This is a genomic window from Nocardia sp. MH4, from assembly GCF_019266065.1.
Taxonomy (GTDB): domain Bacteria; phylum Actinomycetota; class Actinomycetes; order Mycobacteriales; family Mycobacteriaceae; genus Nocardia; species Nocardia canadensis.
Genome location: NZ_LPNR01000082.1, coordinates 1 through 23,622 on the forward strand (window position 1 = coordinate 1; position 23,622 = coordinate 23,622).

Here is a 23,622-nt window from a genome sequence, read left to right on the forward strand (position 1 = left end):
GGCAGGAACTCGACGACGCCGAGGCCGCGCTGGCCACGGCTCGCTCCGCGCGCGACGAGGCCGAAGCCGCCGCCGCGCGGGCGAAAGCCGCGCTCGACGAGATCGAGGCCCGCATCTACGAACTGCGCGCCGACCTCGAGCACGCCGAGCAGCAGCGCCATTTCGCCCGGACCGCCGACCATCGGGCCAGGGGCGAACTCACTTCGGCGCGCAGCCAATTCGAGCGCATGCAGCGGCTGACCGATCGCGCGCGAGCCCGCCTGGACGAGGACTGACTACCGGCCCAGCGTGCCCGGGTACAGGAACGACTCGCGCGGCGGCGTGGTCGTGTCCAGCCATTCGGCCAGGAACTCACCGAGCGGCAGCGAGGTCCGGCTCTGCAGGAACTCCCGGAACTCCGGCATCGAGGCGTTGCCGTCGCGGTGCGCGTTCACGAAATCGCGGATAGCGGTGAAGAACACGTCCTCGCCGAGCAGTTTGCGCAGCGCGTGCAGGAACAGCGGGCCGCGATAGTAGACCGAGGTGAACTCGTTGCCCGCGCCCGGACTCGCGAGCGCGACCTCCCAGAACTCCGGATCATCACGGTATTTCGCGATCTTCTCGCGGTACTTGGTGTCGACGTCGGCGTGGTCGATCCGCTCCGGCCACAGGTAGTCGGCGGTGTAGCTGGCGAAGCACTCGTTCAGACAGATGTCGGACCACTGCCGCACCGACATCGTGTCGCCCCACCACTGGTGCGCCAGTTCGTGCACGACGGTGTTCAGGTCGGTCCACGGCGCGTAGGTGGGCCGGGTCTGGGTTTCCAGCGAGAACGGGATCACGGCGTCGACGTAGATGCCACCGGCGACGTCGAACGGGTAGGGCCCGTAGAGGTTTTCGAGGAAGGCGAGGATCTCCGGCAGGCGCTGCTCGTCGTCGCGATTGCCCTCCGATTCCGGCGCGAAGGCGCTGAGCACCGGCGTGCCGTCGGCGGTGCGCTGTTCGAGGAAGGTGAAGTGGTCGACGGCGATCGTGGTCAGGTAGCCGATGACGGGTTGCCGCGTCTCCCAGGTGGTGTGCAGGCGGCCGTCGACGACCTCGTGCCGGGTGCGCTCGCCGGTCGACATCACCTCCCACTCGGCGGGCACCGTGGCGTGCAGTGTGAAGGTCGCCTTGTCCAACGGGGTGTCGTTGAGCGGGTACCAGGTGCCGGCGCTGTGCGGCTGGCCGACGGCGAACGCGCCGCCGCTGGGCGCGTAGGTCCAGCCCTCGCCCTCGGTGTCGGCGACCGGGCCCGCGTAGTCGACGACGACGCGCATGGGCAGGCCGGGCGGCAGCGGCAGCAGCGGCGTGACGACCAGTTCCTGGTCGCCGTCGTGGGTGAAGCCCGCGGGCTGCCCGTTGATCGTCACCATCAGCACCTCGGGGCCGCGGTAGTCCAGATCGAACTGGGCCAGCGGCTGAGTCGCGCGGGCGTCGACGGTCGCGGTGCCGCGTAGGACATAGGTGGCCGGGTCGTAGTCGACCGCCACGTCGTAGTGAGCGACGTCGTAGCCGCCGTTGCCGTCGAGCGGGTAGTAGGGATCACCGAGTCCCGGCGCGCCGATCAGGCCAGGGTCGGCGTCGACCGGGCGCACACCCAGCGCCAGCAGGGCGAGCACCGCGCACACTCCGGCCGACCATCGCATCCTCGACTGACACCTTTCGCCTGCTCCGGCTCGGATCCCGCGGACACCCTCCATCGTCGCAGGCACGCCGCGCAGGTCCTAATACGCGCGGTCGGTGCGAGCCCGCGCTCAGCCCAGGTCGCCGGGCAGCTGCTGCGGGTCGAGCAGCAGCCGTTTGGTCGCGGTCCGCTTCACCCGCGCGGCCAGTGCCAGATTCTCGGCGAGCAACCGCCATTCCCGTTCGGTGATGGCGTCGCGGGCCCGCTCGATCACCAGGCGATCACGCGTTCCCCAGGCGATCGGCATGGCCGTGACCAGCTGCCATCGTTCGCCGACCTGGCGCGGCGCGCGATCGGTGCGCACCGCCACGGCGGGCACGCGCTCCCCCGGTTCGGGCAGGTGTCCGGGCAGCGCGCGCACCTTGCGCGTGATCAGCGCCCAGCTGCGCGTCGGCGCGGCGGGCTCGGCGATGTCGACGAGGGCGAGCAGCACGATGCCGGAGTCCTCGGCCTCGGTGACCACGGCCGGCACCAATGCGCCGTCCTGGTAGAGCTTTTCGATACTGGAGCGGTGCGGGGTCCACAGCGCGACCCACAGCGCGATCGCCGCGACCAGCACGCACACGACGGCGAGCAGAAACCCCCAGGCCTGCCCGCTCCACAGCAGGGCGGCCGTGGCCGCGACGGCGAGCCCGGCGACCAGCAGGGCGACCACCCGCAACCTGCGTAACCCGGTGAACGTCTCGTTGACCGCATGAGCGTGCTCACGGTCGACCACGAATTCGAAGCGGCGCACGGTTCCTTCCTAGCACAAGTTGCGGAGGAGTTGCCTCCACTTATCTGCCGAGGACTTCACCGCACGGTACCGCGTTCCGACCGGGCGATCGTCGCTACGCGCCGTCGCCGATGGGCGGTCCGAGCAGATCGTCGGCGTCGGCGATGCGGTAGGCGTAGCCCTGCTCGGCGAGGAAGCGCTGCCGATGGGCCGCGTACTCCGCGTCGAGAGTGTCGCGGGCGACCACCGAATAGAAATGCGCCTGTCCCCCATCCTGTTTCGGCCGCAGCAGCCGGCCGAGGCGCTGCGCCTCCTCCTGCCGCGAGCCGAACGTGCCCGAAACCTGCACCGCCACCGAGGCTTCCGGCAGATCGATGGAGAAGTTCGCGACCTTGCTGACCACCAGCACCGGCACCTCGCCGGACCGGAACGCGTCGAAGAGCGCCTCGCGCTCCTTGTTCTTGGTGGCGCCGGTGATGACCGGCGCGTTCAGGTCCACGCCCAGCTCCTCGAGCTGGTCCAGGTACGCGCCGATCACCAGCGTCGGCGCGTCCTTGTGCTTGGCCAGGATGGACTCCACCACCGGGATCTTGGTGCGCGCGGTGGAGCACAGCTTGTAGCGCTCTTCCGGCTCGGCGGTGGCGTAGGCCATCCGTTCGGCGTCGGTGAGCGTCACCCGCACCTCGACACAGTCGGCGGGGGCGATCCAGCCCTGCGCCTCGATGTCCTTCCACGGCGCGTCGTAGCGCTTGGGACCGATCAGCGAGAAGACGTCGCCCTCGCGGCCGTCCTCACGCACCAGCGTGGCCGTCAGGCCGAGCCTGCGCCGCGATTGCAGGTCGGCGGTCATCCGGAACACCGGCGCGGGCAGCAGGTGCACCTCGTCGTAGATCACCAGGCCCCAGTCCCGGCTGTCGAACAGCTCCAGGTGCTTGTACTCGCCCTTGGTCTTGCGGGTGATCACCTGGTACGTCGCGATGGTGACCGGGCGGATCTCCTTGCGCTCGCCGGAGTACTCGCCGATCTCGTCCTCGGTGAGCGTGGTGCGCGCCAGTAGCTCACGCCGCCACTGCCTGCCCGCGACGGTATTGGTGACCAGGATCAACGTGGTGGCCTTGGCCTTGGCCATGGCTGCCGCGCCGACCATCGTCTTGCCCGCGCCACACGGCAGCACGACCACGCCGGAGCCGCCCGCCCAGAACGAATCGGCGGCCATCTCCTGATAGTCGCGCAGGTGCCACTTGCCCGCGGTGTAGTCCAGGCCGATGTCGTGCGCCTCGCCGTCGACGTAACCGGCCAGATCCTCGGCGGGCCAGCCGATCTTGAGCAGCATCTGCTTGATGTGACCGCGCTCGGAGGGGTGCACGATCACCGTGTCGTCATCGATCCTGGCCCCGAGCATGGGCGCGATCTTCTTGTGCCGCAGCACTTCCTCGAGCACCGCGCGGTCCAGGCTCACCAGGCACAGCCCGTGCGCCGGATGCTTGACCAGCTGCAGCCTGCCGTAGCGGCCCATCGTGTCGACGATGTCGACCAGCAGCGGCTGCGGCACCGCGTAGCGCGAGAAGTTCACCAGCGCGTCGACGACCTGCTCGGCGTCGTGACCGGCCGCGCGGGCGTTCCACAACGCCAGCGGCGTGATCCGGTAGGTGTGCACGTGTTCGGGCGCGCGCTCGAGCTCCGCGAACGGCGCGATGGCCTGCCGCGCGTTGCCTGCCAGCTCGTGGTCGACCTCGAGCAGCAGGGTCTTGTCGCTCTGCACGATCAGCGGACCGTCGGTCACTGTGCTCCTCGGCGGCCGGGGCCGCGGGTTCGGGGCCTCGTGACCCCTCGGTTCAACGCTCGAGACTCGCGCCTGCGGCGCCTGCGCTTCGAGCGTTGAACCGAAGGGCGGCCCCGAACGGGCTCGTCGAGCTCGCCCTGTGCGGGGTGCGTTCGGCCGGGATGTTTGACGTTGGCGCCGCCGCGGGCGGATCGCTTCGGCGGCCTTTGTCGATTGTACGGACCCGAGCCGACACGACCTGGGGCGAAGCGCTGGGTGGGCGGTCCAGCAGGTGTCGACTGGACCGCGACAAGGCCCGGCTGACCAGGTCAGACTCAGGGCGTGCTTCAGACTACGGCGGTACTCGGGGTTGGTGCGGCGGCGCTCGGCATGGTCCTCACGCCGGGGCCGAACATGATGTATCTCGTGTCACGGACGGTGGCGCAGGGCCGGCGCGCCGGGTTGATCTCGCTGGCCGGGGTCGCGGCGGGGTTCGGGGTGTATCTGCTGGCCGCGGCGGCCGGGATCACGGCGGTGTTCGCGGTGGTTCCGGGGCTCTACCTGGGGCTCAAGCTCGCCGGGGCCTGCTATCTGCTGTGGCTGGCCTGGCAGGCGGTGCGGCCGGGTGGGGTGTCGGTCTTCGCGCCGGTCGACCTGCCCGTCGACCCGGCCCGGCGACTGTTCACCATGGGATTGGTCACCAATCTGCTCAATCCCAAGATCGCGATCATGTACATGGCGCTGATCCCGCAGTTCGTCGATCCCGAGCGCGGGGCGCTGTGGTTGCAGAGCCTGTCGCTCGGTGCGATCCAGATCACCGTCGCGCTCACCGTCAACGCGCTGATCGTGCTCGGCGCGGCCGGGCTGGCCGGGTTCCTCACCGCCCGCCCGCTCTGGCTGCGCACCCAGCGGTACCTCATGGGCACCGCGCTCGGCGGCATCGCGATCATGCTCGCCACCGACCGCGCCCGCCCGACCCCGGCCTGACCCCCGCACGACCCGACGCGCTGTCGGAGCTCGCCGGCGCGACCACGGGCACGCGACACGTGTGGCCGGGTCGCCCTCGTCGCACCCCGCCGTGTCACGCTGCTGTGTGGCGCAGGCGAGAAGGAGCGAGTGGTGAGTGTTGGGGTGCTGGTGGCGATGGTCGCGGCCGGGCCGTCGGCGACGGAGCTGGATTCGGCGCTGACCGCCGTGCATCACAGCGGCGAGCTGATGGGCGTCGTCTCGTTCGCGGCATCGGGCGCGCTGGTGGCCGTGCGCAAGCGGCTCGACCTGTTCGGCATGGCGATCCTGGCCACCGCCACCGCGCTGGGCGGCGGCATCGTGCGCGACCTGCTCATCGGGCGCACGCCGCCGGGCGCGTTCACCGACCTGACCTACCTGTCGGCGTCGCTGCTGACGGCGCTGGTCCTGTACTTCATCGCGCCCTCGCGCCGGCTCACCAAGGGACCGCTCGAGATCGCCGACGCGATCGGACTCGGCCTGTTCTGCGTCACCGGCACGGTCATCGCGTACTCGGCCGGGGTGGGCGCGCCAACCGCCGCGCTGCTCGGCATGACGACGGCCATCGGCGGCGGTGTCCTGCGCGACGTGCTCAGCGGCGAGGTGCCCAGCGTGCTGCGCCCCGACCAGGACCTCTACGCGATCCCGGCCCTGTTCGGCGCGGCCGCCACGGCCACCCTGCTGCACTTCGACCTGTACCGGTCGTGGACCGGGCTGCTCGCCGCCGTCGGCGCCATCGGCTTCCGCCTGCTGGCCCGCCACTACCAGTGGCACGCGCCGCTGGCCCGGCACGCTCGTGACTGAGCGCGCCCTCAGCGCACCGCCATGCCCGCGCGCAGGCGGCGCACGCCTTCGTCGATGGTCTCGTCGCGCTTGCTGAAGGTGAAGCGCACCAGGTGTTTCCAGTTGTCGGCGTGGTCGGCGAACACACTCACCGGCACCGCGGCGACGCCGAGCCGGGCCGGCAGTTCCCGGCAGAACGCCATCCCGTCCTCGGCGCCGAGCGGGCGGATGTCCGCGCACACGAAATACCCGCCGGAACTGGCCGCGACGCCGAACCCGGTGTCACGCAACGCGGCCGAGAGCCGAAGCCGCTTGTCGGACAGGCTGTCGCGCAGGGCGTGCACCCAGTCGATCTCGGCGTTGATCGCGTGCGCGACCGCGGGCTGGAACGGTCCACCGCCGACGAAGGTGAGGAACTGCTTGGCCGCGAGCACACCGTCGAGCAGCGGCGCCGGCGCGCACACCCAGCCGATCTTCCAGCCGGTGACATTGAACGTCTTCGCCGCGCTCGACACCACGATCGTGCGCTCGCGCATGCCGGGCAGCGTGGAGATGCTGATGTGCTCGACGCCGTCGTAGACCAGGTGCTCGTACACCTCGTCGGCCAGCACCAGCAGATCGTGCTCGCGCGCCAGCTCCGCGATGGCGGTGAGGTCGGCGCGGTCGAGCACCGCGCCGGTGGGGTTGTGCGGTGAATTGATCACCAGCATGCGGGTTTTCGGGGTGATCGCGGCGCGCAGGCTGTCCAGGTCGAGGACGAAACGATCACCGTCGGCGACCAGGCGCGCGGTGCGCCGCTGCGCACCGGCCAGCGCGACCGAGGCGGCGTAGGAGTCGTAGTACGGCTCGATCAGCGCCACCTCCTGCCCCGGTTCGACCAGGCCGAGCACGGCGGCGCTGATCGCCTCGGTGGCGCCGACGGTCACCAGTACCTCGGTGGCCGGGTCGTAGGCGGTGCCGTAGCGGCGGGCGCGGTCGTCGGCGATCGCCTGGCGCAGCACCGGCATGCCGCGGCCCGGCGGGTACTGGTTGAGCCCGTCGGCGATGGCTGCCCTGGCGACCTCGAGCATGCCCGCGGGTCCGTCGGTATCCGGAAATCCCTGCCCCAGATTCACCGCGTCATGGCGGAGGGCCAGTTCGGTCATCTCGGCGAAGATGGTCGATCCGAACGGGCGCAAACGGGAGACAGTGGGCGGCGCAGACGACATCTCCGCAGCGTATCCCACTTTTCGGCACCGTTGCCGACCGATAGCGAACACGCATGTTTCACAAACATTTTGCGGGGTTGACCTGCACTATTGTGCGATCACCCAGGCTGAGCTAGCCTCGCCGTGTTCTACCTCACACACCACAGCGTGGTGGCATATCGAAAGGGGCTCCTTATGGCCTCACCCTTGCTCGATTTCATTGTCGACCCGGCTGCGTCGGAGGTTGCCGGTTCGGCTCTGCGGTTCATCCACGATCACCTGATGGGCAGCCCCATCGTCGACTACTTCACCGGCTCGGCGACCCCGGACAACAACATGGGTTCCTCGACCGGGGACATGAACCTCGGTTCGTCCACCGGCGACCATCAGTGGGGGTCGACCTACCCGTAGACACTCGGCGCGTCGGACCGGATCGCGCGGGTCCGGTCCGACGCGGGGTCAACGCGACCGCGCGCCCGACAGCTTCGCCACATTGGCGAAATCGTAGGCAGCCCAGACTTTTCCCTCGCGCACCGCGAAGCCGAGCACCCGCACGGGGCGACCGAACGGCGAGTTCGGATCGGTGAACACGAGGCCCGATTGCCCGTTCACCGTGGCGAAGCCCAGCTCCAGACCCGGTTCCTCCTGCTGCTTGCGCCACAGGCCGAGCGCGAGGCGCGCGATCTTCTCCGCTCCCGCAACGACATTGAGCGCCGTCCTGGTGGTGCCGCCGGCATCGGCGACGAAGGTCGCGGCCGGATGCAGGGTGGCGGCTACCGCCTCGACGTCGCCGGTGGCCAGTGCCGCCAGGAAGCGTCGCACCGCCGCGTCGTGCACCTCGTCGGCGACCGGTTGCGGCGCCTTCGCCGCCGCCTTACGGGCGCGCACCGCCAATTGCCGTGCGGCGTCGGCCGATACCCCGAGGATGTCGGCGATCTCGTCGAACGGCACGTCCAGGCTGTCGTGCAAGACCAGCGCGACCCGCTGCTGCGGAGTCAGCGCGTCGAGTACCACCAGCGCCGCCAGCCGGCTGTCCTGATGCCGGACCACCACGTCCAGCGGATCCGGGGTGCTGCTCGCCGTGGTGACGATCGGCTCGGGCAGCCACTGCCCCACATAGGTTTCCCGGCGCACCGCCGCGCTGCGCAGGTGATCCAGGCAGATCCGGCTGACCACGGTCGTGAGCCAGGCCCGCAGGTCCTCGATCTCGGACTGGTGCACACCGGCCATCCGCAGCCAGCTCTCCTGCACGGCGTCCTCGGCGTCGCCGACGCTGCCGGTGAGCCGATAGGCCACCGAAAGCAGATGCGCTCGATGCGATTCGAACAGGTCGGCGAGAAGCGGGGAAACCATCGCCGCAGATCCTACGGACGGCGAAAACCAGCTGAGAAACCGGGCGCCGACCTGTCACGATGACACGATGTACGAGCACACGCTCACCGACGGCACCCTGTGGCTCACCCGCCCCACCGGTGCCGACATCGACCGCATCGTCGAGTGCTGCCAGGACCCCGAGGTAGGCCACTGGACGACGATCCCCGTTCCCTATGCCCGCTCCGACGCCGAGGAATTCCTCGACACGGTCGTCGCCCCCGGCTGGGCGAGCAACACGCCGGTCTGGGCGCTGCGCACCGCCCCGGACGGCTCCGTCGAAGGCATGCTCGGCCTGCACGCCCGGGGCCCCGGCGTCTGCGAGATCGGCTTCTGGCTCACCGCGGACCACCGCGGCAAGGGCCTGATGACCCGCGCCATCACCCTGGCCTGCGACTTCGCCTTCGCCCCCGACGGCCTCGCCCTCGACCGCGTCACCTGGCGCGCCATGGTCGGCAACCATCCCTCGGCCGCCGCCGTCCGCCGGGTCGGGTTCCATTACGAGGGCCTGGCCCGGCAGGGCGGGATGCAGCGCGGCACTCGCGTCGACGAATGGCACGCGGCGCGCCTCGCCACCGACCCCGGCGTCTTCGCCGAAGGCTGGCCTGCCGAGATCGCGCCGCGCTGAGCCGCCGGTCCGGGCCGACCCCACGGTGACCAGAATCGATTGCCGAGGCGGCGTGTCAACATGGAGGCATGGGCACTCCGAGGAGTTCCGATGTCTGACGACGCGCGGTTCGAGTGGTTCGCCGACCTCATGGGTGTGCGGGCGGACGACCGTGTGCTCGAGTTCGGGCCGGGGACCGGCGCTTCGCTGCCGCGGATCGCGGACCGCTTGCGGAGCGGGCGGATCGTCGGTCTCGATCGGTCGGCCACCGCGATCGGCCGGGCCCAGGAACGCTGCGCCGCCGAGATCGCGGACGGCCGGGTTCGGCTGGTCGAGGGGGCGATCGGCCCGGCGTCGACGAGCACGGTGCTGGCCCAGCTCGACGGGGACCGGCGTTTCGACCTCGTGTTCGCGGTGAACGTCAACCTCTTCTGGACCGGCCCCGCGACGGCGGCCTGGTCGATGATCCGAGAGTGCCTGTCCCCCACCGGGCGACTGTGGCTCTGCTACGGCTACGGCAGCCCTACCGATCCGCCTACCAGCCCGAAACCTACCCCCGACCAACTCACCACGCGCTTCGCCGCAGCCGGATTCCGCTGCGAAATCACCACTTCCGGCGACCTCCTGGCCGCACGGGCGGTATCGCCGTAGAGCGTCCACCACTCCACCGCGCCACCCCCACGGCGTCAGCGCGTCACCGCTTCACCGAGTCACGCGTCGCCGAGGTCCTGCGGGCGCGTGCGCAGACCGGGCCACGACGCGATCCGCCCCGGCCGAAGCACTCTCGCCGTCAGGAGTGACCGATTCGGAACGCTGTCGGATGGTCCCGGGCCGGGCTCGATCTCTCACCTTTGAGCGGACGCTGGGCGTGCCTCTTGCCTGTGCCCCGTGCGAACGTCCGGTCGTCGGGATCAGCGGTTGGCGTTGCGGGCGGTGCCTCGGTGGGCTGTGACGGTGGTGGGGTCCTCGGGCCAGGCGTGTTTGGGGTAGCGGCCGCGGAGGTCGGCGCGGACCTGCGGCCAGCCGTTCTGCCAGAAGGACGGGAGGTCGGCGGTGACGGCGACGGGACGCTGGGCGGGCGACAGCAGGTGCAGCACGATCGTGACACGGCCGCCGGCGAGGGTGGGCGGCTCGGTCCAGCCGAAGATCTCCTGGACCTTCACCGCCAGCACCGGCGGGTCGGCGCTGTAGTCGAGGCGGATGCGGCTGCCCGACGGCACCTCCAGGCGTTCCGGGGCGAGCTCGTCGAGGCGGGCGGCCGCCGGCCAGGGCAGCAGTCGGCGCAGCGCGGTGCCGGCGTCGATACGAGCCAGGTCGGAGCGACGGCGGGCCGTGCCGAGCTCGGGGCCGAGCCACGCATCGAGGTCGGCGAGCAGGGTGTCGTCGTCGACGGCGGGCCAGGGTGCGCCGAGGGTGCGGTGCAGGAAGTCGAGGCGCTGGCGCAGACCACGGGCGTCCTCGTCCCAGCGCAGCAGGTCGAGCCCCTCCGAACGCAACCCCTCGCGCACCGCTTCTGCCAGCAATCGCGAATCCGGTTCGCGCAGGGCCTTTTCCGACAGGACGATCGCCCCGAGCCGTTCCACCCGCCGGGCGACGACATCACCGGACTCCCAGCGCACTTCGTCGGCGCGCGTCACCAACCCCGGCGCGGCCGCCCGCGCGAGATCCTCATCGGCAATGGCCGCCAGCCGAATCCGCCCCTCGGCCCGCCCCGGATCCCGATCGGCCACCGCGACCGCGAGCCACTCCGCCGCCGCGAGCCCGGACCCCGGCGGCAAGGTCACCGCCGTCCCACCCGCCATCAGATACGACGCCCCGTTCGCCCGCCGCCGAGCCAACCGCTCCGGATGCGCCAACGCGATGAGGAGCGCCGCCGGATCCGCCGACGCCGAACTCACGACACCACCCCGGTCATCGCCCGCAACCTTCGCTCCGCCACGCCGCCCAGCAGCCGACCCGGCGTTCGGACCACCGCGGGCGGCTCCAGCGCCCTGGTCACCAGCTGTCGCCGCGCCCGCGCTCGCATCGATCAGCCGGATCAGGCGTTGGACCTCTCGCGTCCAGCGGGGCGGTCGTTCGGCGCGCAGAGCGCGCAGGGCAGCTGCCGCGTCGACCCCGGAGGCGAGGGCATCGTCATCCATCAGAACCACCATCTCGGCGGCCGCGCGAGCACCGACGTCGGCGGCCCCGTCGAGGAGGGCGCGGGCGAGGCGGGGGTGCAGGCCGAGGGCCGCCATGGCGCGGCCACGTTCGGTGACGTGGTCCGCGTCGTCGAGGGCACCCAGGGCATGCAGGACCGCACGGCCGGCGGCGAGACCACCTTCGGGCGGGGCGTCCCACCAGGTGAGGCCGGTGCCGTCGGGAGTTCCCCAGCATGCCAATTCCAGTGCGAGGCGGGTGAGTTCGGCGGTGCGGATCTCCGGCTCGGGATAGGCGGGCAGCGTCTGATGCTCGTACTCGGGCCAGCAGCGCCACGCATGACCAGGCGCCTCACGCCCGGCCCGCCCCGCGCGCTGCTCGGCGACGGCGGCCGAAACCCGCACGGTCGCAAGGCCGGACAACCCACGACGGTGATCGATGCGAGGCACCCGCGACAGACCCGAGTCGACGACCGCGCGAACCCCGGGCACGGTGAGACTGGATTCGGCTACCGCCGTGGACAATACGACGCGCCGCCTGGCCCCCGGCCGCAACGCGACATCCTGCACCGAGCTCCCCAATCGCCCGTGCAACGGCACCACGTCGACACCGTCGAGATCCCGCAACAACCCCGCGGTCCGAGTGATCTCACCGACGCCGGGCAAGAACACCAGCACATCCCCCTCGGTCTCGGCCAGCGCCCGCCGAGTCGCCCGCGCGACCTGCGCCTCCACCCGCTCCCGAGCCAGCGCCGGAACATAGTCCACCGCAACCGGATACGCCCGGCCCCGAACTTCGACCACCGGTGCCGCGCCACTCGCGTCAGCGCTCACCCCAGCCACCGAGCCACTGCCGGATGCCTCAGCCGCACCGCCATCAGCCACGACCGCCGACGACACCGCGCCGCCATCGGCCGCGGCCCTCGGAATCATCGGGTCATCGCCGCCCCCGACCATCGGGCCAGCCTCGAGCGCAGTGCCCGCACCACCCGCCGACGACGGCGCCGAGCCCGGCGGCGCCTCCCCCGAGCCGAGCAGCACCGCGAGGCGACCGGCCGCGACCGTCGCCGAGGTAGCGAGGACCCGCAGGTCGGGCCGGAGTCCGGAGCGGGCGTCGAGCAGCAGGGCCAACAGCAGGTCGGCGTCCAGGTGCCGCTCGTGGCATTCGTCGAGCACGACGGTACCCACGCCATCCAACTCGGGATCACTCTGCAACCGCCGCACCAGCAGCCCCGAGGTCACCACCTCGATCCGCGTCCGCGACCCGACCTTCCGATCCCCGCGCACGGAATACCCGACGCTGTCCCCCACCCGCTCCCCGAGCAAGGCCGCCATCCGAGCCGCCGCCGCCCGCGCCGCCAGCCGCCGTGGCTCGGCCACGACAACCTTCCCCTCGGTCCCCGCCGCCAACGCCAACGGCACCAGGGTCGTCTTCCCGGTCCCCGGCGGCGCGACCAGCACCGCCACCCCCCGCTCGACCAGCGTCTCGACGATCTCCCCCAGCGCGGGCCGCACCGGCAGATCAGGTAGTTCAGGCAGCTTCATCGCCTACCAGTGTGCCGACCCAGAACAAACCTCCAGCACGCACCCGGCCGGCTCGCGAACTCGTCCCGGCGGCCGCCACCGCGATCAGCGCAGCGTTTCCTCGATCGTGTTCGCGGTCAGAATCTGCCCAGCCCATCGATTCAGATCCTCGGGGTCGGCAGCACGGACGGTGTCGACAACAGAAGCAGGCACAACACCGAATTTGAGCTGGAGCTGATTCAGCAGCGTCTTGACCACGCCCCGAACTTCTCCTCGAGCCTCGCCTTCGGCACGCCCACGCAACTCCCCCTCGGCACGAAGCCGATCAGCAGCAGTCACGAGCGCCTCCTTCGCTTCCGGTCCGAGCCCATCGAACAGCGGCGTCAACGCCTTCTCTTCGGTCTCACCGACCAGCATAATGTCGCGAACTAGCATATTCAGGACCCGAAAGGCGTCCACGCCATCGGCTACCTCGGCCAGGTCGGCTGTCCATTCGGCGAGCGCCCGACCCAGATCGGAATTGTTCGGGGCGGACTTCATCACATTCAGCATCAGCCGCACTTCCGGTGCGAGCGGGCGCTCGGCCAGTTCTGCCGAATCCACCGCCGTGATGTCGTCGAGCATGAACCGGAATCGCGGCAGATAGTGCGTTCGGGTAGCACCGACCGCAATTCGGAAGCCGCGTAGGTCGGCTCGCCCATGATGCCACGAAACAAGCTGTCGTGTGGGTTGTCTCGGCGCCCGGTCACCGGCACACCCTACGCCCGCGAGATCGAGCCTTCCTCGAGGTTCGGCGAGCGGTTACCCTGCGGGAGATGAGCATCGAATTCGTGCTGACTACGCTCGTCATCGTCGCTACGCCGGGGACCGGGGTGCTGTTCACGCTGGCTGCCGGGTTGGCTCGGGGGGTGCGGGCCAGTGTTGTCGCCGCGTTCGGGTGCACGCTCGGCATCGTGCCGCACATGATCGCCGCGATCACCGGGCTGGCGGCCGTGTTGAACACCAGTGCGGTCGCGTTTCAGACGTTGAAGTATCTCGGCGTCGCCTATCTGCTGTACATGGCGTGGAGCACCTTCCGGGACAAGGGAGCGCTGGGGGTTCCCGACGCGGAGGCGGGGCCCGCGCCGTCGGCGCGGAAGGTGATCGGGTCGGCGATTCTGCTCAATGTGCTGAACCCGAAGCTGACGATCTTCTTCTTCGCGTTTCTGCCGCAGTTCGTGCCCACCGGCGCCCCGAATGCCCTGGCGCGCATGCTCGAACTGAGCGGGCTGTTCATGCTGGCGACCTTCGTGGTCTTCGCCGTATACGGGGCGGCCGCGGCGGCGGTGCGCTCGCACATCCTGGCGCGACCGGTCGTGGTGACGTGGATGCGACGGGTGTTCGGCGCCTCGTTCGTCGCGCTGGCCGGTCGCCTCGCGGTGCAGAACCAGTAGCGGAAAACACTGTGGCCCCGGATTTCTCCGGGGCCACAGGACGAGAAAGGCTCAGCCGCGCCGGGATTCGACGGCGGCGGCGAGGCGGTCGAGCTGGGCCGCGGTGACGTCCCAGTCGATGCACGCGTCGGTGATGGACTGGCCGTAGATGAGCTCGTCGGCCTTGCCGAGGGTCAGGTCCTGGCGGCCCGCGACGAGGAACGACTCCAGCATGACGCCGACCACGCCCTGCTCGCCGGCGGCGAGCCGCTCGGCGATGTCGGTGACGACGTCGACCTGGCGGTTGTGGTCCTTGTTGCTGTTGCCGTGGCTGGCGTCGACGACCACGCGCTGGGCCAGCGAGGACTTCTCCAGCCGCAGCTTGGCCTCGGCGACGGAGGCGGCGTCGTAGTTGGTGCCGTTGCTGCCACCGCGCAGGATGACGTGGCAGTCCGGGTTGCCGGTGGTGCGGATCAGCGCGGAGCGGCCGTCGAGGTCGGTGCCGGGGAAGACGTGACTGGCCGCGGCGGCGCGCACGCCGTCGACGGCGACCTGCACGTCACCGTCGGTGCCGTTCTTGATGCCGACCGGCATGGACAGCGCCGAGGACAGCTGGCGGTGCACCTGGCTGGCCGCGGTGCGGGCGCCGATCGCGCCGTAGGAGACCAGGTCCGCGATGTACTGCGGGGTGATCGGGTCGAGGAACTCACACGCGACCGGCAGACCGAGCGCGGTGATGTCGACGAGCACCTTGCGGCCGATGCCGAGGCCGGTGTTGACGTCGAACGAACCGTCCAGGTGCGGATCGTTGATCAGCCCCTTCCAGCCCAGCGTGGTGCGCGGCTTCTCGAAGTACACCCGCATCACCACGTGCAGCCGGTCGCTCAGCTCGGCGGCCTTGGCGGCCAGCTTGCGGGCGTAGTCCAGCGCGGCGGCCGGGTCGTGCACCGAGCACGGGCCGACGATCACCATGAGGCGGTCGTCGTCGCCGTTGAGCACGTCGACGGTGGCCTTGCGGCCGGCGCGCACGGTGTCGGCGAGCTGGTCGGTGATGGGGTGGACGGTGCGGACCTCGGCGGGCGAGCGCAGGGGGCTCACGCTGAGGGTGCGCTGATCATCGAGATCGGAATGCCGCGAGTCGACATCGGCTGCGGTGGTCATGTGTGGGTTTCCTATTCTTCGAGGCCGACCCACGGACTTTCGCGAACCCGTCGAGCCGGTCAGTGTCCGGCTCGGGGTGGAAGAGGTCAGCGCGCAGGGTCGCAGACCGGCCCACCCAGGGCCGGCTCGCTAAACCAGAAATATGCGCGCTGCATGCCGTGGACTGTACCACCGGTGAAACGTCGTCGGCCGGGGCATGGTTGCCCGGAGTGCGGACCATCACACCGCCGCGCCCGCGGGTCCGCAGACCGAAACCCTTGACCTCTACCTCGCTCGAGCTTTTAGCGTCGGTAGCCGAGGAAAGGAAAACGACTGTGACAACACTGGTTACGGGCGCGACCGGCAATACCGGCCGCCAGGTGGTCCGCGAACTCGTCGGTCGCGGAGAGAAGGTCAAGGCACTCACCCGCGATGCCGCCGCCGCGCGCACGCTGCTCGGCGCGGAGGTGGAACTGGTCACCGGCACGCACACCGTGCCGTCGACCCTCGACGACGCCTGGCACGGCGTCGACCGGCTGCACGTGACGGCGACGGCCGGACTGGCCGAGGTCGGACCGGAGCTGATCGGCCGGGCGGTCGACGCGGGTGTGCGCCGCATCACCGTGGTCTGGGGCGGCGGCGTCGGGCCGGTCGAGCGGGCCGTCGCCGAGTCCGGCGTGGAATGGACGCGGCTGGAGCCGCAGGAGTTCATGTCGAACGCGCTCACCTGGCGGGAGACGATCCTGGCCGACGGCGTGGTCCGCGAGCCCTACGACCACCCGAGCGCGGTGGTCCACGAGGCCGATATCGGCGCGGTCGCGGCGGCGGCGCTGCTGGAGGACGGCCATCACGGCCGCGCCTACAACCTGACCGGACCCGCGCCGCTCACGACCCGCGAGCGGATCGCGATCCTGGCCGCGGCGGCGGGCAGGCCGATCGAGTTCGCCAGGATCACCCACCAGCAGGCCGTCGACCGGCTGCTGGCCACCGGTGTCTCGCGGGCCGACGCCGAGTACGTGATCGGCTGGTACGCCGAGTCGAGCCCGGAGTCGTACACGGTCGATCCGACGGTGGAACAGGTGCTCGGCCGCCCGGCGCGCACGTTCGCGCAGTGGGCGGCCGAACACGGGCACCGGTTCGCGCGGCCCCGCTGACCGCGACGTCGTCACCGGCGGGGCCGCGCGGGCACCGGCTCGCTCAGCCCCACTGACCGGGGACGTAGTCGCCCGCGGGGGTGCGGGCGATGGCGTTCATCCGGTTCCAGGCGTTGATCATCGCGATGGCGGCGATCAGCGCGGCGGTCTGGTCGTCGTCGAAGTGCTTGCGCACCTGCTCCCAGGTGTCGTCGGAGACGTGGCCGCCGTCGGCGACGCGAGTCGCCTCCTCGGTCAGCGCGAGCGCGGCCCGCTCGGCCTCGGTGAAGACGGTGGCCTCGTGCCAGGCGGCGACCAGGTTCAACCGCGTCGCGGACTCGCCCGCGTGCACGGCGTCCTTGAAGTGCATGTCCGTGCAGTAGCTACAGCCGTTGATCTGCGAGGCGCGCAGCTTTACCAGCTCGTAGGTGGCCTTGTCCAGCGTCGAATCGTCGATCACCTTGCTCGCCATGGTCAGGCGCTTGGCGAAGCCGGCGGCGACGGGGTTACCGAAGAGGTTGAAGCGCGGTTCCATGATGGCTCCTTCGTCGTTCTGTGGGGTTCTACAGAGAGGACGAGGGAGCCACCCGGGATGTGACATCACCGAAGGTGATGCCGGTCACCGCATCTCAGATCAGGCCGCAGAGCTTCTCGGAGAGCTCCCACAGTTCGGCCGCGACCGCGCGGTCCTTCGACGCGGCGCTGCTGCCGCAGCGGGCCGGGTAGCCGCGCAGGCCGAGCAGGCCGTCGGGGCCGTAGAACGCGCCGGGCACGATGTCGGCGGTGGCGGCGAACAGCGTCGGCAGCGCGCCCTGCTCGGCGCTCTGCGCCAGGGTGCGGTTGCCCAGCCACATGACCGCGTCCTGGATGGTCTCGGTGTGCGACATGAGTTCGGTGGCGGCGTAGCCGGGGTGCGCGGCGACCGACACCACGGCGGCGCCCTCCCCGGCCAGCCTGCGCTGCAATTCGTAGGCGAACATCAGATTGGCCAGCTTGGACTGGCCGTAGGCCATCCAGCGGTCGTAGCGGCGGCGCTCCCAGTTGGGGTCGTCGAGATCGATCCGGCCGATGCGATGCGCGCCGCTGGACACCGTGACCACCCGGTCGGTGACCCGGTCGAGCAGCAGGTTGGTGAGCGCGAAGTGGCCGAGGTGGTTGGTGCCGAACTGCATCTCGAAGCCGTCGGCGGTGCGGCGCAGCGGCAGCGCCATCACGCCCGCGTTGTTGATGAGCACGTCGACCCGCTCGATCGAGTCGGCGAAGGCCCGCACCGAGTCCAGGTTCGCCAGGTCGAGCGGGCGGACCTCGGTCTCGCCCGGCAGACTCGCCGCGACCCGCTCCGCCTTGCCCGTATCTCGGCACGCCAGGATCACCTGGGCGCCCGCGCCGGCGAGCGCCCGCGCGGTGGCGGCGCCTAAGCCACTGTTGGCTCCGGTGACGACGATGGTGCGGCCGGTCTGGTCGGGCAGGTTCGCGGTAGTCCACTTGCTCACCGGCGAAAGTCTACTGCGACCTGCGCAAAGCGCGAATCGACAAGAGCCGGTGCGTGGTTCGCACCGGCTCTGGTCATCAGGACTGCGCGAGGATTTCCTCGTCGGTCATCGCGGCGACCTCGAGGTACATCGCGGCGACCGCCTCGAGCCTGCCGGTGGCGCCCGCCGCGGCTTCCCGTTCGAGCATGCGCGCCGCCAGCCCGGCGATACTGCGCGCGGTGAACAGGTCGGCGACGACGGTGTCGGGAGCGTCGAGCCACTCGCGGATGCGGGCCACGGCGGTGGTGGCGAGCACCGAGTCGCCGCCGAGGGCGAAGAAGTCGTCGGTCACGCCGATCCGCTCGGTCGCGAGCACCTCGCCGACCACCGACGCGAGCGCGCGCTCCAGATCGGTCCGCGGCGCGACGAATTCGACCACGGTCTCGCTGCGCTCGAGCACCGCGCGCACCGCCTTGCGGTCCGGCTTGGCGTTCGAGGTGAGCGGGAGTTCGGCGAGCAGTTCCAGCCGGGTCGGAACCATATAGGCGGGCACCAGCTCGGCGGTCGCCGCCAGCACGGCATCGACGTCGAGGGCGGTGCCCGGGGTGGCGACGACCGCGGCGACCAGCTTCGGGGCCGCGGCGCCGACCACGGCCGCGACCGCGTGCCGGATGCCGGGAACCGCGCGCAGGGCACTCTCCACCTCGCCGAGCTCCACCCGGTAACCCCGGATCTTGACCTGGTGATCGGCGCGACCGAGGAACTCCAGGCCGCCGTCGGGCAGGTAGCGGGCCAGGTCGCCGGTGCGGTACCAGCGCACGCCCTCGTGGGTGACGAACCGGTCGGCGGTGCGTTCCGGATCGGCGCGGTAGCCGGCCGCGACGCCGTCGCCACCGATCCACAGCTCACCGGTGACCCAGTCGGGGCAGTCGTTGCCCGCGGGCCCGACGACGCGGCAGCGCACATTGCGCAGCGGGGTGCCGTAGGGCACCGCGCTCCACTCGGCGGGCACCCGCGCGTCGACGACCTCGCAGATGGTCGAGTGGATCGCGGTCTCGGTGGCGCCGCCGAGACCGGCGAACCGGCACTCCGGCGCCACCGCGGCCAGGCGCGCGGGCAGGGCCACGTCGACCCAGTCGCCGCCGAGGATCACCGTGCGCAGCGACGGCAGTGCCGCACCCGCCGCGGCGGTGAGCAGCATGTCGAGCAGGCTCGGAACGCAGTTGAGCATCGACACCCGGTGGCGGCCGATCAGGTCCACCCACGCGACCGGGTCCGCGCGCTGGGTGTCGTCCACCGCGACGACCGCGCCGCCGACGGCGAGCAGGCCGAAGATGTCGTAGACGGACAGGTCGAACTCCAGCGCCGAGAGGGCCAGTGCCCGATCGGCGGCGCCGAGGCCGAAGCGCTCGTTGAGGTCGTCGATGGTGTTCATCGCGGCGCGATGCGGCACCTCGACACCCTTGGGCTTGCCGGTGGAGCCGGAGGTGAACAGCACGTAGGCGATGTTCTCCGGATCACCGAAGACGGGGCGCGCCAACGGTTCCGCGTGCGCGCGGGCCTCTGCCAGATCGATCGCTCGCACGTCGGGGATCCGCGCGCCGCCGACGGTCAGCACCGCGACCGCGTCGGCGGTGCGCAGGATCTCCGCGCGCCGGGCGGCGGGCTGATCGAAGCCGATCGGCACGTACACCGCGCCGGCCGCCAGCACACCGAGCACCGCGACGATCTGTTCCGGCCCCTTCGGCAGCTGCACCGCGACCGAATCACCCGGCGCCACACCGGCTTCGCGCAACGCACCGGCGACCGCCAGCGCGTCGGCGGCCAGTTCGCCGTAGGTCAGCTGCCCGGCGGGCTCCCAGAGCACCGCCGGCGCGGACGGGTTGGTGGCGGCGTTGGCGAAGAAGCCCGTGTGCAGCAGTCCCCCGCTGACCGGACCGGCCGTGGCATTCACGCGGGCCCGAGTCGCGGCCTGCTCCACCGGGATTCGCACGCCTGCCTCGGCCTGCCACCCGGCACCGCCGATCGCGGCGGCAGACCGTCCCCGGCCACCGGGGTCGGCCGCCTCCGGCGTCGCGGAGTCCGCCACGGGCTCGGTGGCACCGGCGACCGACTCGACACTCACCGGCGCGTCGGCAGGCGCGGAGGTCTGCCCGCCGAGACGTTCGATGGCCTCGATGTAGCGGGCGAACATGGACTCGACCATGCCCACGGGGAAGGCGGATTCGCGGATGTCCCAGTTCAGCAGGAGGCCGCCGCGGACCTCGGTGATCTGGGCGTCCAGCAGCACCTGCGGGCCCTGCGAGATGATCCAGACCGGCTCGCCGAAGGTGTCGGTGACGGCGTCGGCGAACAGTTCGCCCAGGTTGAGCGCGCTGGTGTAGACGATGGGGGCCAGCACTGGTTCGCCGCGGTGCCTGCCCAGATCGCGCAGCACTTCCAGGCCCGAGTAGGCCGAGTGCGCGCCCGCCTCGTGCAGCCGCTGCTGCAGGGCGCGGGCCCGGTCGGCGACGGTGGCCGGCTCGGTGACGTCGACCTCGAGCAGCACCGAGGAGGTGAAGTCGCCGACGACGCCGTCGACCTGCGGGTGCACCGGCTCACGGTGGAACAGCGGCAGATTCAGCAGGAACCGGCGCTGCGCCGACCACCCGCCGATGGTCTCGGCGAACACCGAGGCCAGCGCCATCGCCGGCGTGATGCCGCGCGCGTGGGCGGCGTCGAACACCTGGGCCTTGGCCTGCGGCGACAGCCAGCGGTGCAGGCGGACGGTCCGGCTGGGGTCGGAAATGTGCTGGGACTGCGGCAGTTCCGGCGAGCCGGGCAGCTCGGGCAGACGATCCTGCCACCAGGCGCGGTCGCGGGCGTGCTCGTCACCGGTGCCCGCCGGGTGCTCGGCCAGGTACTGCCGGAAGGTGTAGTCCTGCGGCGGCAGCTGTTCGCCGTGGTAGAGCCGGGCCAGGTCGGTGACGAGGATGCGGTAGCTCATCGCGTCGGCGGCGAGCATGTCGACATCGAGGTGCAGGCGGGTGCGGCCCTCGGGCAGGCGGGTCAGCGCGATATCGATCACCTGGCCGTCCTGCACCGCCATCCGCTGATGGGTGCGCGCGGTCCGCAGGTCCCCGAGCCGCCGCTCGGCGTCCTCGGCGGAGGACGCACGCAGGTCGGTGACGCTGTAGACGGGGCGACCGGGACGGTCGAGGGTCTGCTGGGTGCCGTCGGGCAGGAACCGGGTGCGCAGCATGGGGTGGCGCACCAGCAGCTGGTCGACGGCCCGCGCGAGCCGCTCGGGATCGACATCCGCGCCGTCGAATTCGACGTAGAGGTGCGCGGCGACGCCGCCGAGTTCCTGGGCGTCGGACCGGCCGATCCAGTAGGCGTGCTGCATGGGGGCCAGCGCGAACGGCGTCCCGTCGTCGGGGACGATCTCCGATTCGCTTGCCGCCGACTCGAAGTCGGGGGCCCCGACCGGGTCGCCGACGGGCTGCGCGCCATCAGCCGTCGTGGATTCGAGGCGGTCGCGCACGAGCGGGCCACGCGCTACCGCGCTCGGTGCGGCGGCCGAGCCCTCGGCGGAGCCGGCCGGCGACGCATCCTCCGCGGACGGATTCGGAGCGGCGGCATCGAGTTCGCCCGGATGCGCGCCGTTGAGTAAGGCGTACCAGGCGTCGACCGTCGGATGGGCCGCCAGCAGCGCGAAGTTCACCGCGATGCCGCGTTTGCGCCAGCCGCCGGCGAGCTTCATGGTGCGGATCGAGTCCAGGCCGAGCTGGATGAGGTCGGTGACGTCGGCGACATCGTCGGGCGTGAGCTCGAGCTGGCGGGCGATCGCGGCGCGGATCTCGGCGCGGTCGATCACGACGCCTGCGGGTGCGGTATCCATCTGCCGGTTCACTCCTTGCTCGCCGTCCGTGGCCGGACGGATTCCGGTACTGCTCGGCGGCAGCCTACTCCATTGAGATAGGGTTGCCTAACCTATGCAAGGGTAGCCTGCGACGCGGGCGCCGAACCACCGGACCACCGGCCAGAGCAGCGAGGCAGAACGTGACGTCGACATCAGCCGCAGCAGACCATCGCCAGGGCTACGTCCCCTTCCCCGAGGCCGCCGCACAGCAGTACCGCGCCGATGGCTACTGGGCCGGACGCACCCTCGGCGACCTCCTGCGCGACTCCGCCCGCACCCAGCCGGACCGGCCCGCGATCCTCGCCGACACGGGCGTGCGCACCTACGCCGACCTCGACGCCGCCGCCGACCGGATGGCGCACGGCCTGCTCGCGCTCGGCATCGAACCCGGCGACCGGGTGGTCGTGCAGCTGCCCAACATTCCCGAGTTCGCCACCGCCCTGTTCGGCCTGCTGCGAGCGGGCATCATCCCCGTGCTGACCCTGCCCGCGCATCGCCGCGCCGAGATCGAGCACCTGGCCGCGCTTTCCGGCGCCGTGGCCTACCTGATCCCCGACACCCTGGGCGATTTCGACTACCGCGAGCTCGCCGCCACCGTGCGCCAGGCCGTCCCGAGCCTGCGCCACGTCCTCGTCGCCGGTGATCCGGGTGAGTTCACCGCGCTGGATTCGATCGCGGCCGACGGCGCATCACTGCCGGTGATCGACCCGTCCGAGATCGCGCTGATGCTGGTCTCCGGCGGCACCACCGGCCTGCCCAAACTGATCGCCCGCACCCACGACGACTACGCCTACAACGCGACCGCCAGCGCCCGGATCTGCGAACTCACCGCCGACGACGTCTACCTCGCGACCCTGCCCGCCGCGCACAACTTCCCGCTGGCCTGCCCCGGCATCCTCGGCGTGGTGGCGACCGGCGGCGCGATCGCCTTCACTGTCGACCCGAGCCCGGAGGCGGCCTTCGCCGCGATCGAGAAGCACGGCGTCACCGTCACCGCGGTCGTCCCGCCGCTGGCCCAATTGTGGAGCGCGGCGGTCGACTGGGAGGACGCCGACCTGAGCTCGCTGCGGCTGTTGCAGGTCGGCGGCGCGCGTCTGGCCGAGGTCAACGCCCGCGACGTCGAGCCGGCCCTGCACTGCCGTCTCCAACAGGTGTTCGGCATGGCCGAGGGCCTGCTCAACTACACCCGCCTCGACGATGACGACGAGCTCGTCTACACCACTCAGGGCCGCCCGCTCTCCCCCGCTGACGAACTGCGCGTCGTCGACGCCGACGGCAACGACGTCGCGCCCGGCGAGGAGGGCGAACTGCTCACCCGCGGCCCGTACACGCTGCGCGGGTACTACCGCGCGCCCGAACACAACGCGCGCGCCTTCACCCCCGACGGCTACTACCGCAGCGGTGACCTGGTGCGGCAGCTGCCCAGTGGGCACCTGGTGGTCAGCGGCCGGATCAAGGACGTGATCAACCGCGGCGGCGAGAACATCTCGTGCGACGAGCTGGAGGAGCACCTGCTCGCCCATCCCGCCGTCCGGCACGCGGCGGCGGTCGGTCTGCCGGATGCCTCGCTCGGCGAGAAGGCCTGCGTGGTCCTGGTCGTCACCGGCGAACTGCCCAGCCTGAGCGAGATCAAGACCTTCCTCACCGAGCGCGGGCTGGCCACCTACAAGCTGCCCGACCTGGTGCGCCAGGCGGATTCGCTGCCGATCACCGCCGTCGGCAAGATCGACAAGAAGGCCCTACGCGCCGATTTCGCCTGACCCCGCG

Annotated in this window: 18 protein-coding genes and 3 pseudogenes; 9 read left to right on the forward strand and 12 right to left on the reverse strand. The window is 71.1% G+C overall.

Features of this window, described 5'->3' with window-relative positions; all coding sequences use genetic code 11:
- Positions 1-275: pseudogene (locus tag ATM97_RS08965) on the forward strand (hypothetical protein); the annotation flags it as partial.
- Here the strand turns inward: ATM97_RS08965 and ATM97_RS08970 are convergent.
- From ATM97_RS08970 to ATM97_RS08980, 3 genes are all read right to left on the reverse strand, one after another.
- A complete protein-coding gene (locus ATM97_RS08970; protein WP_218717500.1) occupies positions 276-1,667 on the reverse strand; it encodes a M1 family metallopeptidase in 1,392 nt (463 codons plus the stop codon).
- 108 nt (positions 1,668-1,775) lie between these two features.
- A complete protein-coding gene (locus tag ATM97_RS08975) occupies positions 1,776-2,441 on the reverse strand; it encodes a DUF3239 domain-containing protein (protein WP_218717501.1) in 666 nt (221 codons plus the stop codon).
- 94 nt (positions 2,442-2,535) lie between these two features.
- Positions 2,536-4,203, reverse strand: a complete 1,668-nt coding sequence (locus tag ATM97_RS08980) for a DNA repair helicase XPB (protein WP_218717502.1) — start codon at positions 4,201-4,203, stop codon at positions 2,536-2,538.
- A 369-nt stretch (positions 4,204-4,572) separates the two neighbouring features.
- On the opposite strand from ATM97_RS08980, the gene ATM97_RS08985 reads away from it, so the two are divergent.
- Positions 4,573-5,169 carry a LysE family translocator gene (locus ATM97_RS08985; RefSeq protein ID WP_255587447.1) on the forward strand — a complete coding sequence of 199 codons (597 nt, stop codon included), beginning with the start codon at positions 4,573-4,575 and terminating at the stop codon, positions 5,167-5,169.
- Between the two features lie 156 nt (positions 5,170-5,325).
- Entirely contained in the window at positions 5,326-5,991 is a 666-nt protein-coding gene (locus ATM97_RS08990; RefSeq protein WP_255587448.1) for a trimeric intracellular cation channel family protein, read from the forward strand.
- Positions 5,992-5,999: 8 nt separating this feature from the next.
- Here the strand turns inward: ATM97_RS08990 and ATM97_RS08995 are convergent, their stop codons facing one another.
- On the reverse strand, positions 6,000-7,178 hold the full coding sequence (locus ATM97_RS08995; RefSeq protein WP_218717504.1) for a pyridoxal phosphate-dependent aminotransferase: 1,179 nt from the start codon (positions 7,176-7,178) through the stop codon (positions 6,000-6,002).
- A gap of 174 nt (positions 7,179-7,352) precedes the next feature.
- Here ATM97_RS08995 and ATM97_RS09000 point away from each other — a divergent pair, with 174 nt between their 5' ends.
- Positions 7,353-7,568, forward strand: a complete 216-nt coding sequence (locus tag ATM97_RS09000) for a hypothetical protein (protein WP_218717505.1) — start codon at positions 7,353-7,355, stop codon at positions 7,566-7,568.
- Positions 7,569-7,616: 48 nt separating this feature from the next.
- Here ATM97_RS09000 and sigJ read toward each other — a convergent pair whose 3' ends face one another.
- Positions 7,617-8,510 (reverse strand): RNA polymerase sigma factor SigJ, encoded by an 894-nt coding sequence (gene sigJ / locus ATM97_RS09005; RefSeq protein ID WP_218717506.1) that lies wholly within the window; start codon positions 8,508-8,510, stop codon positions 7,617-7,619.
- A gap of 67 nt (positions 8,511-8,577) precedes the next feature.
- On the opposite strand from sigJ, the gene ATM97_RS09010 reads away from it, so the two are divergent.
- Both ATM97_RS09010 and ATM97_RS09015 read left to right on the forward strand, forming a co-directional pair.
- Positions 8,578-9,156: a GNAT family N-acetyltransferase gene (locus ATM97_RS09010; protein ID WP_218717507.1), complete on the forward strand. Its 579-nt coding sequence runs from the start codon at positions 8,578-8,580 to the stop codon at positions 9,154-9,156.
- A gap of 90 nt (positions 9,157-9,246) precedes the next feature.
- The gene (locus ATM97_RS09015; protein WP_218717508.1) at positions 9,247-9,786 is read left to right on the forward strand and encodes a class I SAM-dependent methyltransferase; all 540 of its coding nucleotides are present in this window, start codon (positions 9,247-9,249) and stop codon (positions 9,784-9,786) included.
- Positions 9,787-10,046: 260 nt separating this feature from the next.
- Here ATM97_RS09015 and hrpB read toward each other — a convergent pair whose 3' ends face one another.
- Positions 10,047-12,818: an ATP-dependent helicase HrpB gene (hrpB, locus tag ATM97_RS09020; protein WP_255587440.1), complete on the reverse strand. Its 2,772-nt coding sequence runs from the start codon at positions 12,816-12,818 to the stop codon at positions 10,047-10,049.
- 84 nt (positions 12,819-12,902) lie between these two features.
- On the reverse strand, positions 12,903-13,421 hold the full coding sequence (locus tag ATM97_RS09030; protein ID WP_218717509.1) for a hypothetical protein: 519 nt from the start codon (positions 13,419-13,421) through the stop codon (positions 12,903-12,905).
- Positions 13,422-13,612: 191 nt separating this feature from the next.
- On the opposite strand from ATM97_RS09030, the gene ATM97_RS09035 reads away from it, so the two are divergent.
- Positions 13,613-14,230 (forward strand): LysE family translocator, encoded by a 618-nt coding sequence (locus ATM97_RS09035; protein ID WP_218717510.1) that lies wholly within the window; start codon positions 13,613-13,615, stop codon positions 14,228-14,230.
- 51 nt (positions 14,231-14,281) lie between these two features.
- Here the strand turns inward: ATM97_RS09035 and ATM97_RS09040 are convergent, their stop codons facing one another.
- Complete coding sequence (locus ATM97_RS09040) at positions 14,282-15,370, reverse strand: 3-deoxy-7-phosphoheptulonate synthase (protein WP_218717511.1); 1,089 nt, start codon at positions 15,368-15,370, stop codon at positions 14,282-14,284.
- Positions 15,371-15,684: 314 nt separating this feature from the next.
- On the opposite strand from ATM97_RS09040, the gene ATM97_RS09045 reads away from it, so the two are divergent.
- Complete coding sequence (locus tag ATM97_RS09045; protein WP_218717512.1) at positions 15,685-16,503, forward strand: NAD(P)H-binding protein; 819 nt, start codon at positions 15,685-15,687, stop codon at positions 16,501-16,503.
- 43 nt (positions 16,504-16,546) lie between these two features.
- Here ATM97_RS09045 and ATM97_RS09050 read toward each other — a convergent pair whose 3' ends face one another.
- From ATM97_RS09050 to ATM97_RS34855, 4 genes and pseudogenes are all read right to left on the reverse strand, one after another.
- Entirely contained in the window at positions 16,547-17,017 is a 471-nt protein-coding gene (locus ATM97_RS09050) for a carboxymuconolactone decarboxylase family protein (protein ID WP_218717513.1), read from the reverse strand.
- A gap of 94 nt (positions 17,018-17,111) precedes the next feature.
- Positions 17,112-17,975 (reverse strand): oxidoreductase, encoded by an 864-nt coding sequence (locus tag ATM97_RS09055; protein WP_218717514.1) that lies wholly within the window; start codon positions 17,973-17,975, stop codon positions 17,112-17,114.
- A 76-nt stretch (positions 17,976-18,051) separates the two neighbouring features.
- A pseudogene (locus tag ATM97_RS09060) lies at positions 18,052-21,429 on the reverse strand (amino acid adenylation domain-containing protein); the annotation flags it as partial.
- 168 nt (positions 21,430-21,597) lie between these two features.
- Positions 21,598-21,834, reverse strand: a pseudogene (locus tag ATM97_RS34855) (phosphopantetheine-binding protein); the annotation flags it as partial.
- A gap of 161 nt (positions 21,835-21,995) precedes the next feature.
- On the opposite strand from ATM97_RS34855, the gene ATM97_RS09065 reads away from it, so the two are divergent.
- Positions 21,996-23,615, forward strand: a complete 1,620-nt coding sequence (locus tag ATM97_RS09065) for a (2,3-dihydroxybenzoyl)adenylate synthase (protein ID WP_218717516.1) — start codon at positions 21,996-21,998, stop codon at positions 23,613-23,615.
- The last annotated feature ends 7 nt before the right edge of the window (positions 23,616-23,622 follow it).

Excerpts from the sequence above, each read along its gene's own strand:
- ATM97_RS08990 (WP_255587448.1), top strand. The coding sequence starts at position 5,326 with ATGGTCGCGGCCGGGCCGTCGGCGACGGAGCTGGATTCGGCGCTGACC.
- sigJ (WP_218717506.1), bottom strand. The coding sequence starts at position 8,510 with ATGGTTTCCCCGCTTCTCGCCGACCTGTTCGAATCGCATCGAGCGCAT.
- ATM97_RS09030 (WP_218717509.1), bottom strand. The coding sequence starts at position 13,421 with ATGCTCGACGACATCACGGCGGTGGATTCGGCAGAACTGGCCGAGCGC.
- ATM97_RS09000 (WP_218717505.1), top strand. The coding sequence starts at position 7,353 with ATGGCCTCACCCTTGCTCGATTTCATTGTCGACCCGGCTGCGTCGGAG.
- ATM97_RS08985 (WP_255587447.1), top strand. The coding sequence starts at position 4,573 with ATGGTCCTCACGCCGGGGCCGAACATGATGTATCTCGTGTCACGGACG.
- ATM97_RS09035 (WP_218717510.1), top strand. The coding sequence starts at position 13,613 with ATGAGCATCGAATTCGTGCTGACTACGCTCGTCATCGTCGCTACGCCG.
- ATM97_RS08995 (WP_218717504.1), bottom strand. The coding sequence starts at position 7,178 with ATGTCGTCTGCGCCGCCCACTGTCTCCCGTTTGCGCCCGTTCGGATCG.
- ATM97_RS09015 (WP_218717508.1), top strand. The coding sequence starts at position 9,247 with ATGTCTGACGACGCGCGGTTCGAGTGGTTCGCCGACCTCATGGGTGTG.
- ATM97_RS09010 (WP_218717507.1), top strand. The coding sequence starts at position 8,578 with ATGTACGAGCACACGCTCACCGACGGCACCCTGTGGCTCACCCGCCCC.
- ATM97_RS09040 (WP_218717511.1), bottom strand. The coding sequence starts at position 15,370 with ATGACCACCGCAGCCGATGTCGACTCGCGGCATTCCGATCTCGATGAT.
- hrpB (WP_255587440.1), bottom strand. The coding sequence starts at position 12,818 with ATGAAGCTGCCTGAACTACCTGATCTGCCGGTGCGGCCCGCGCTGGGG.
- ATM97_RS09050 (WP_218717513.1), bottom strand. The coding sequence starts at position 17,017 with ATGGAACCGCGCTTCAACCTCTTCGGTAACCCCGTCGCCGCCGGCTTC.
- ATM97_RS08970 (WP_218717500.1), bottom strand. The coding sequence starts at position 1,667 with ATGCGATGGTCGGCCGGAGTGTGCGCGGTGCTCGCCCTGCTGGCGCTG.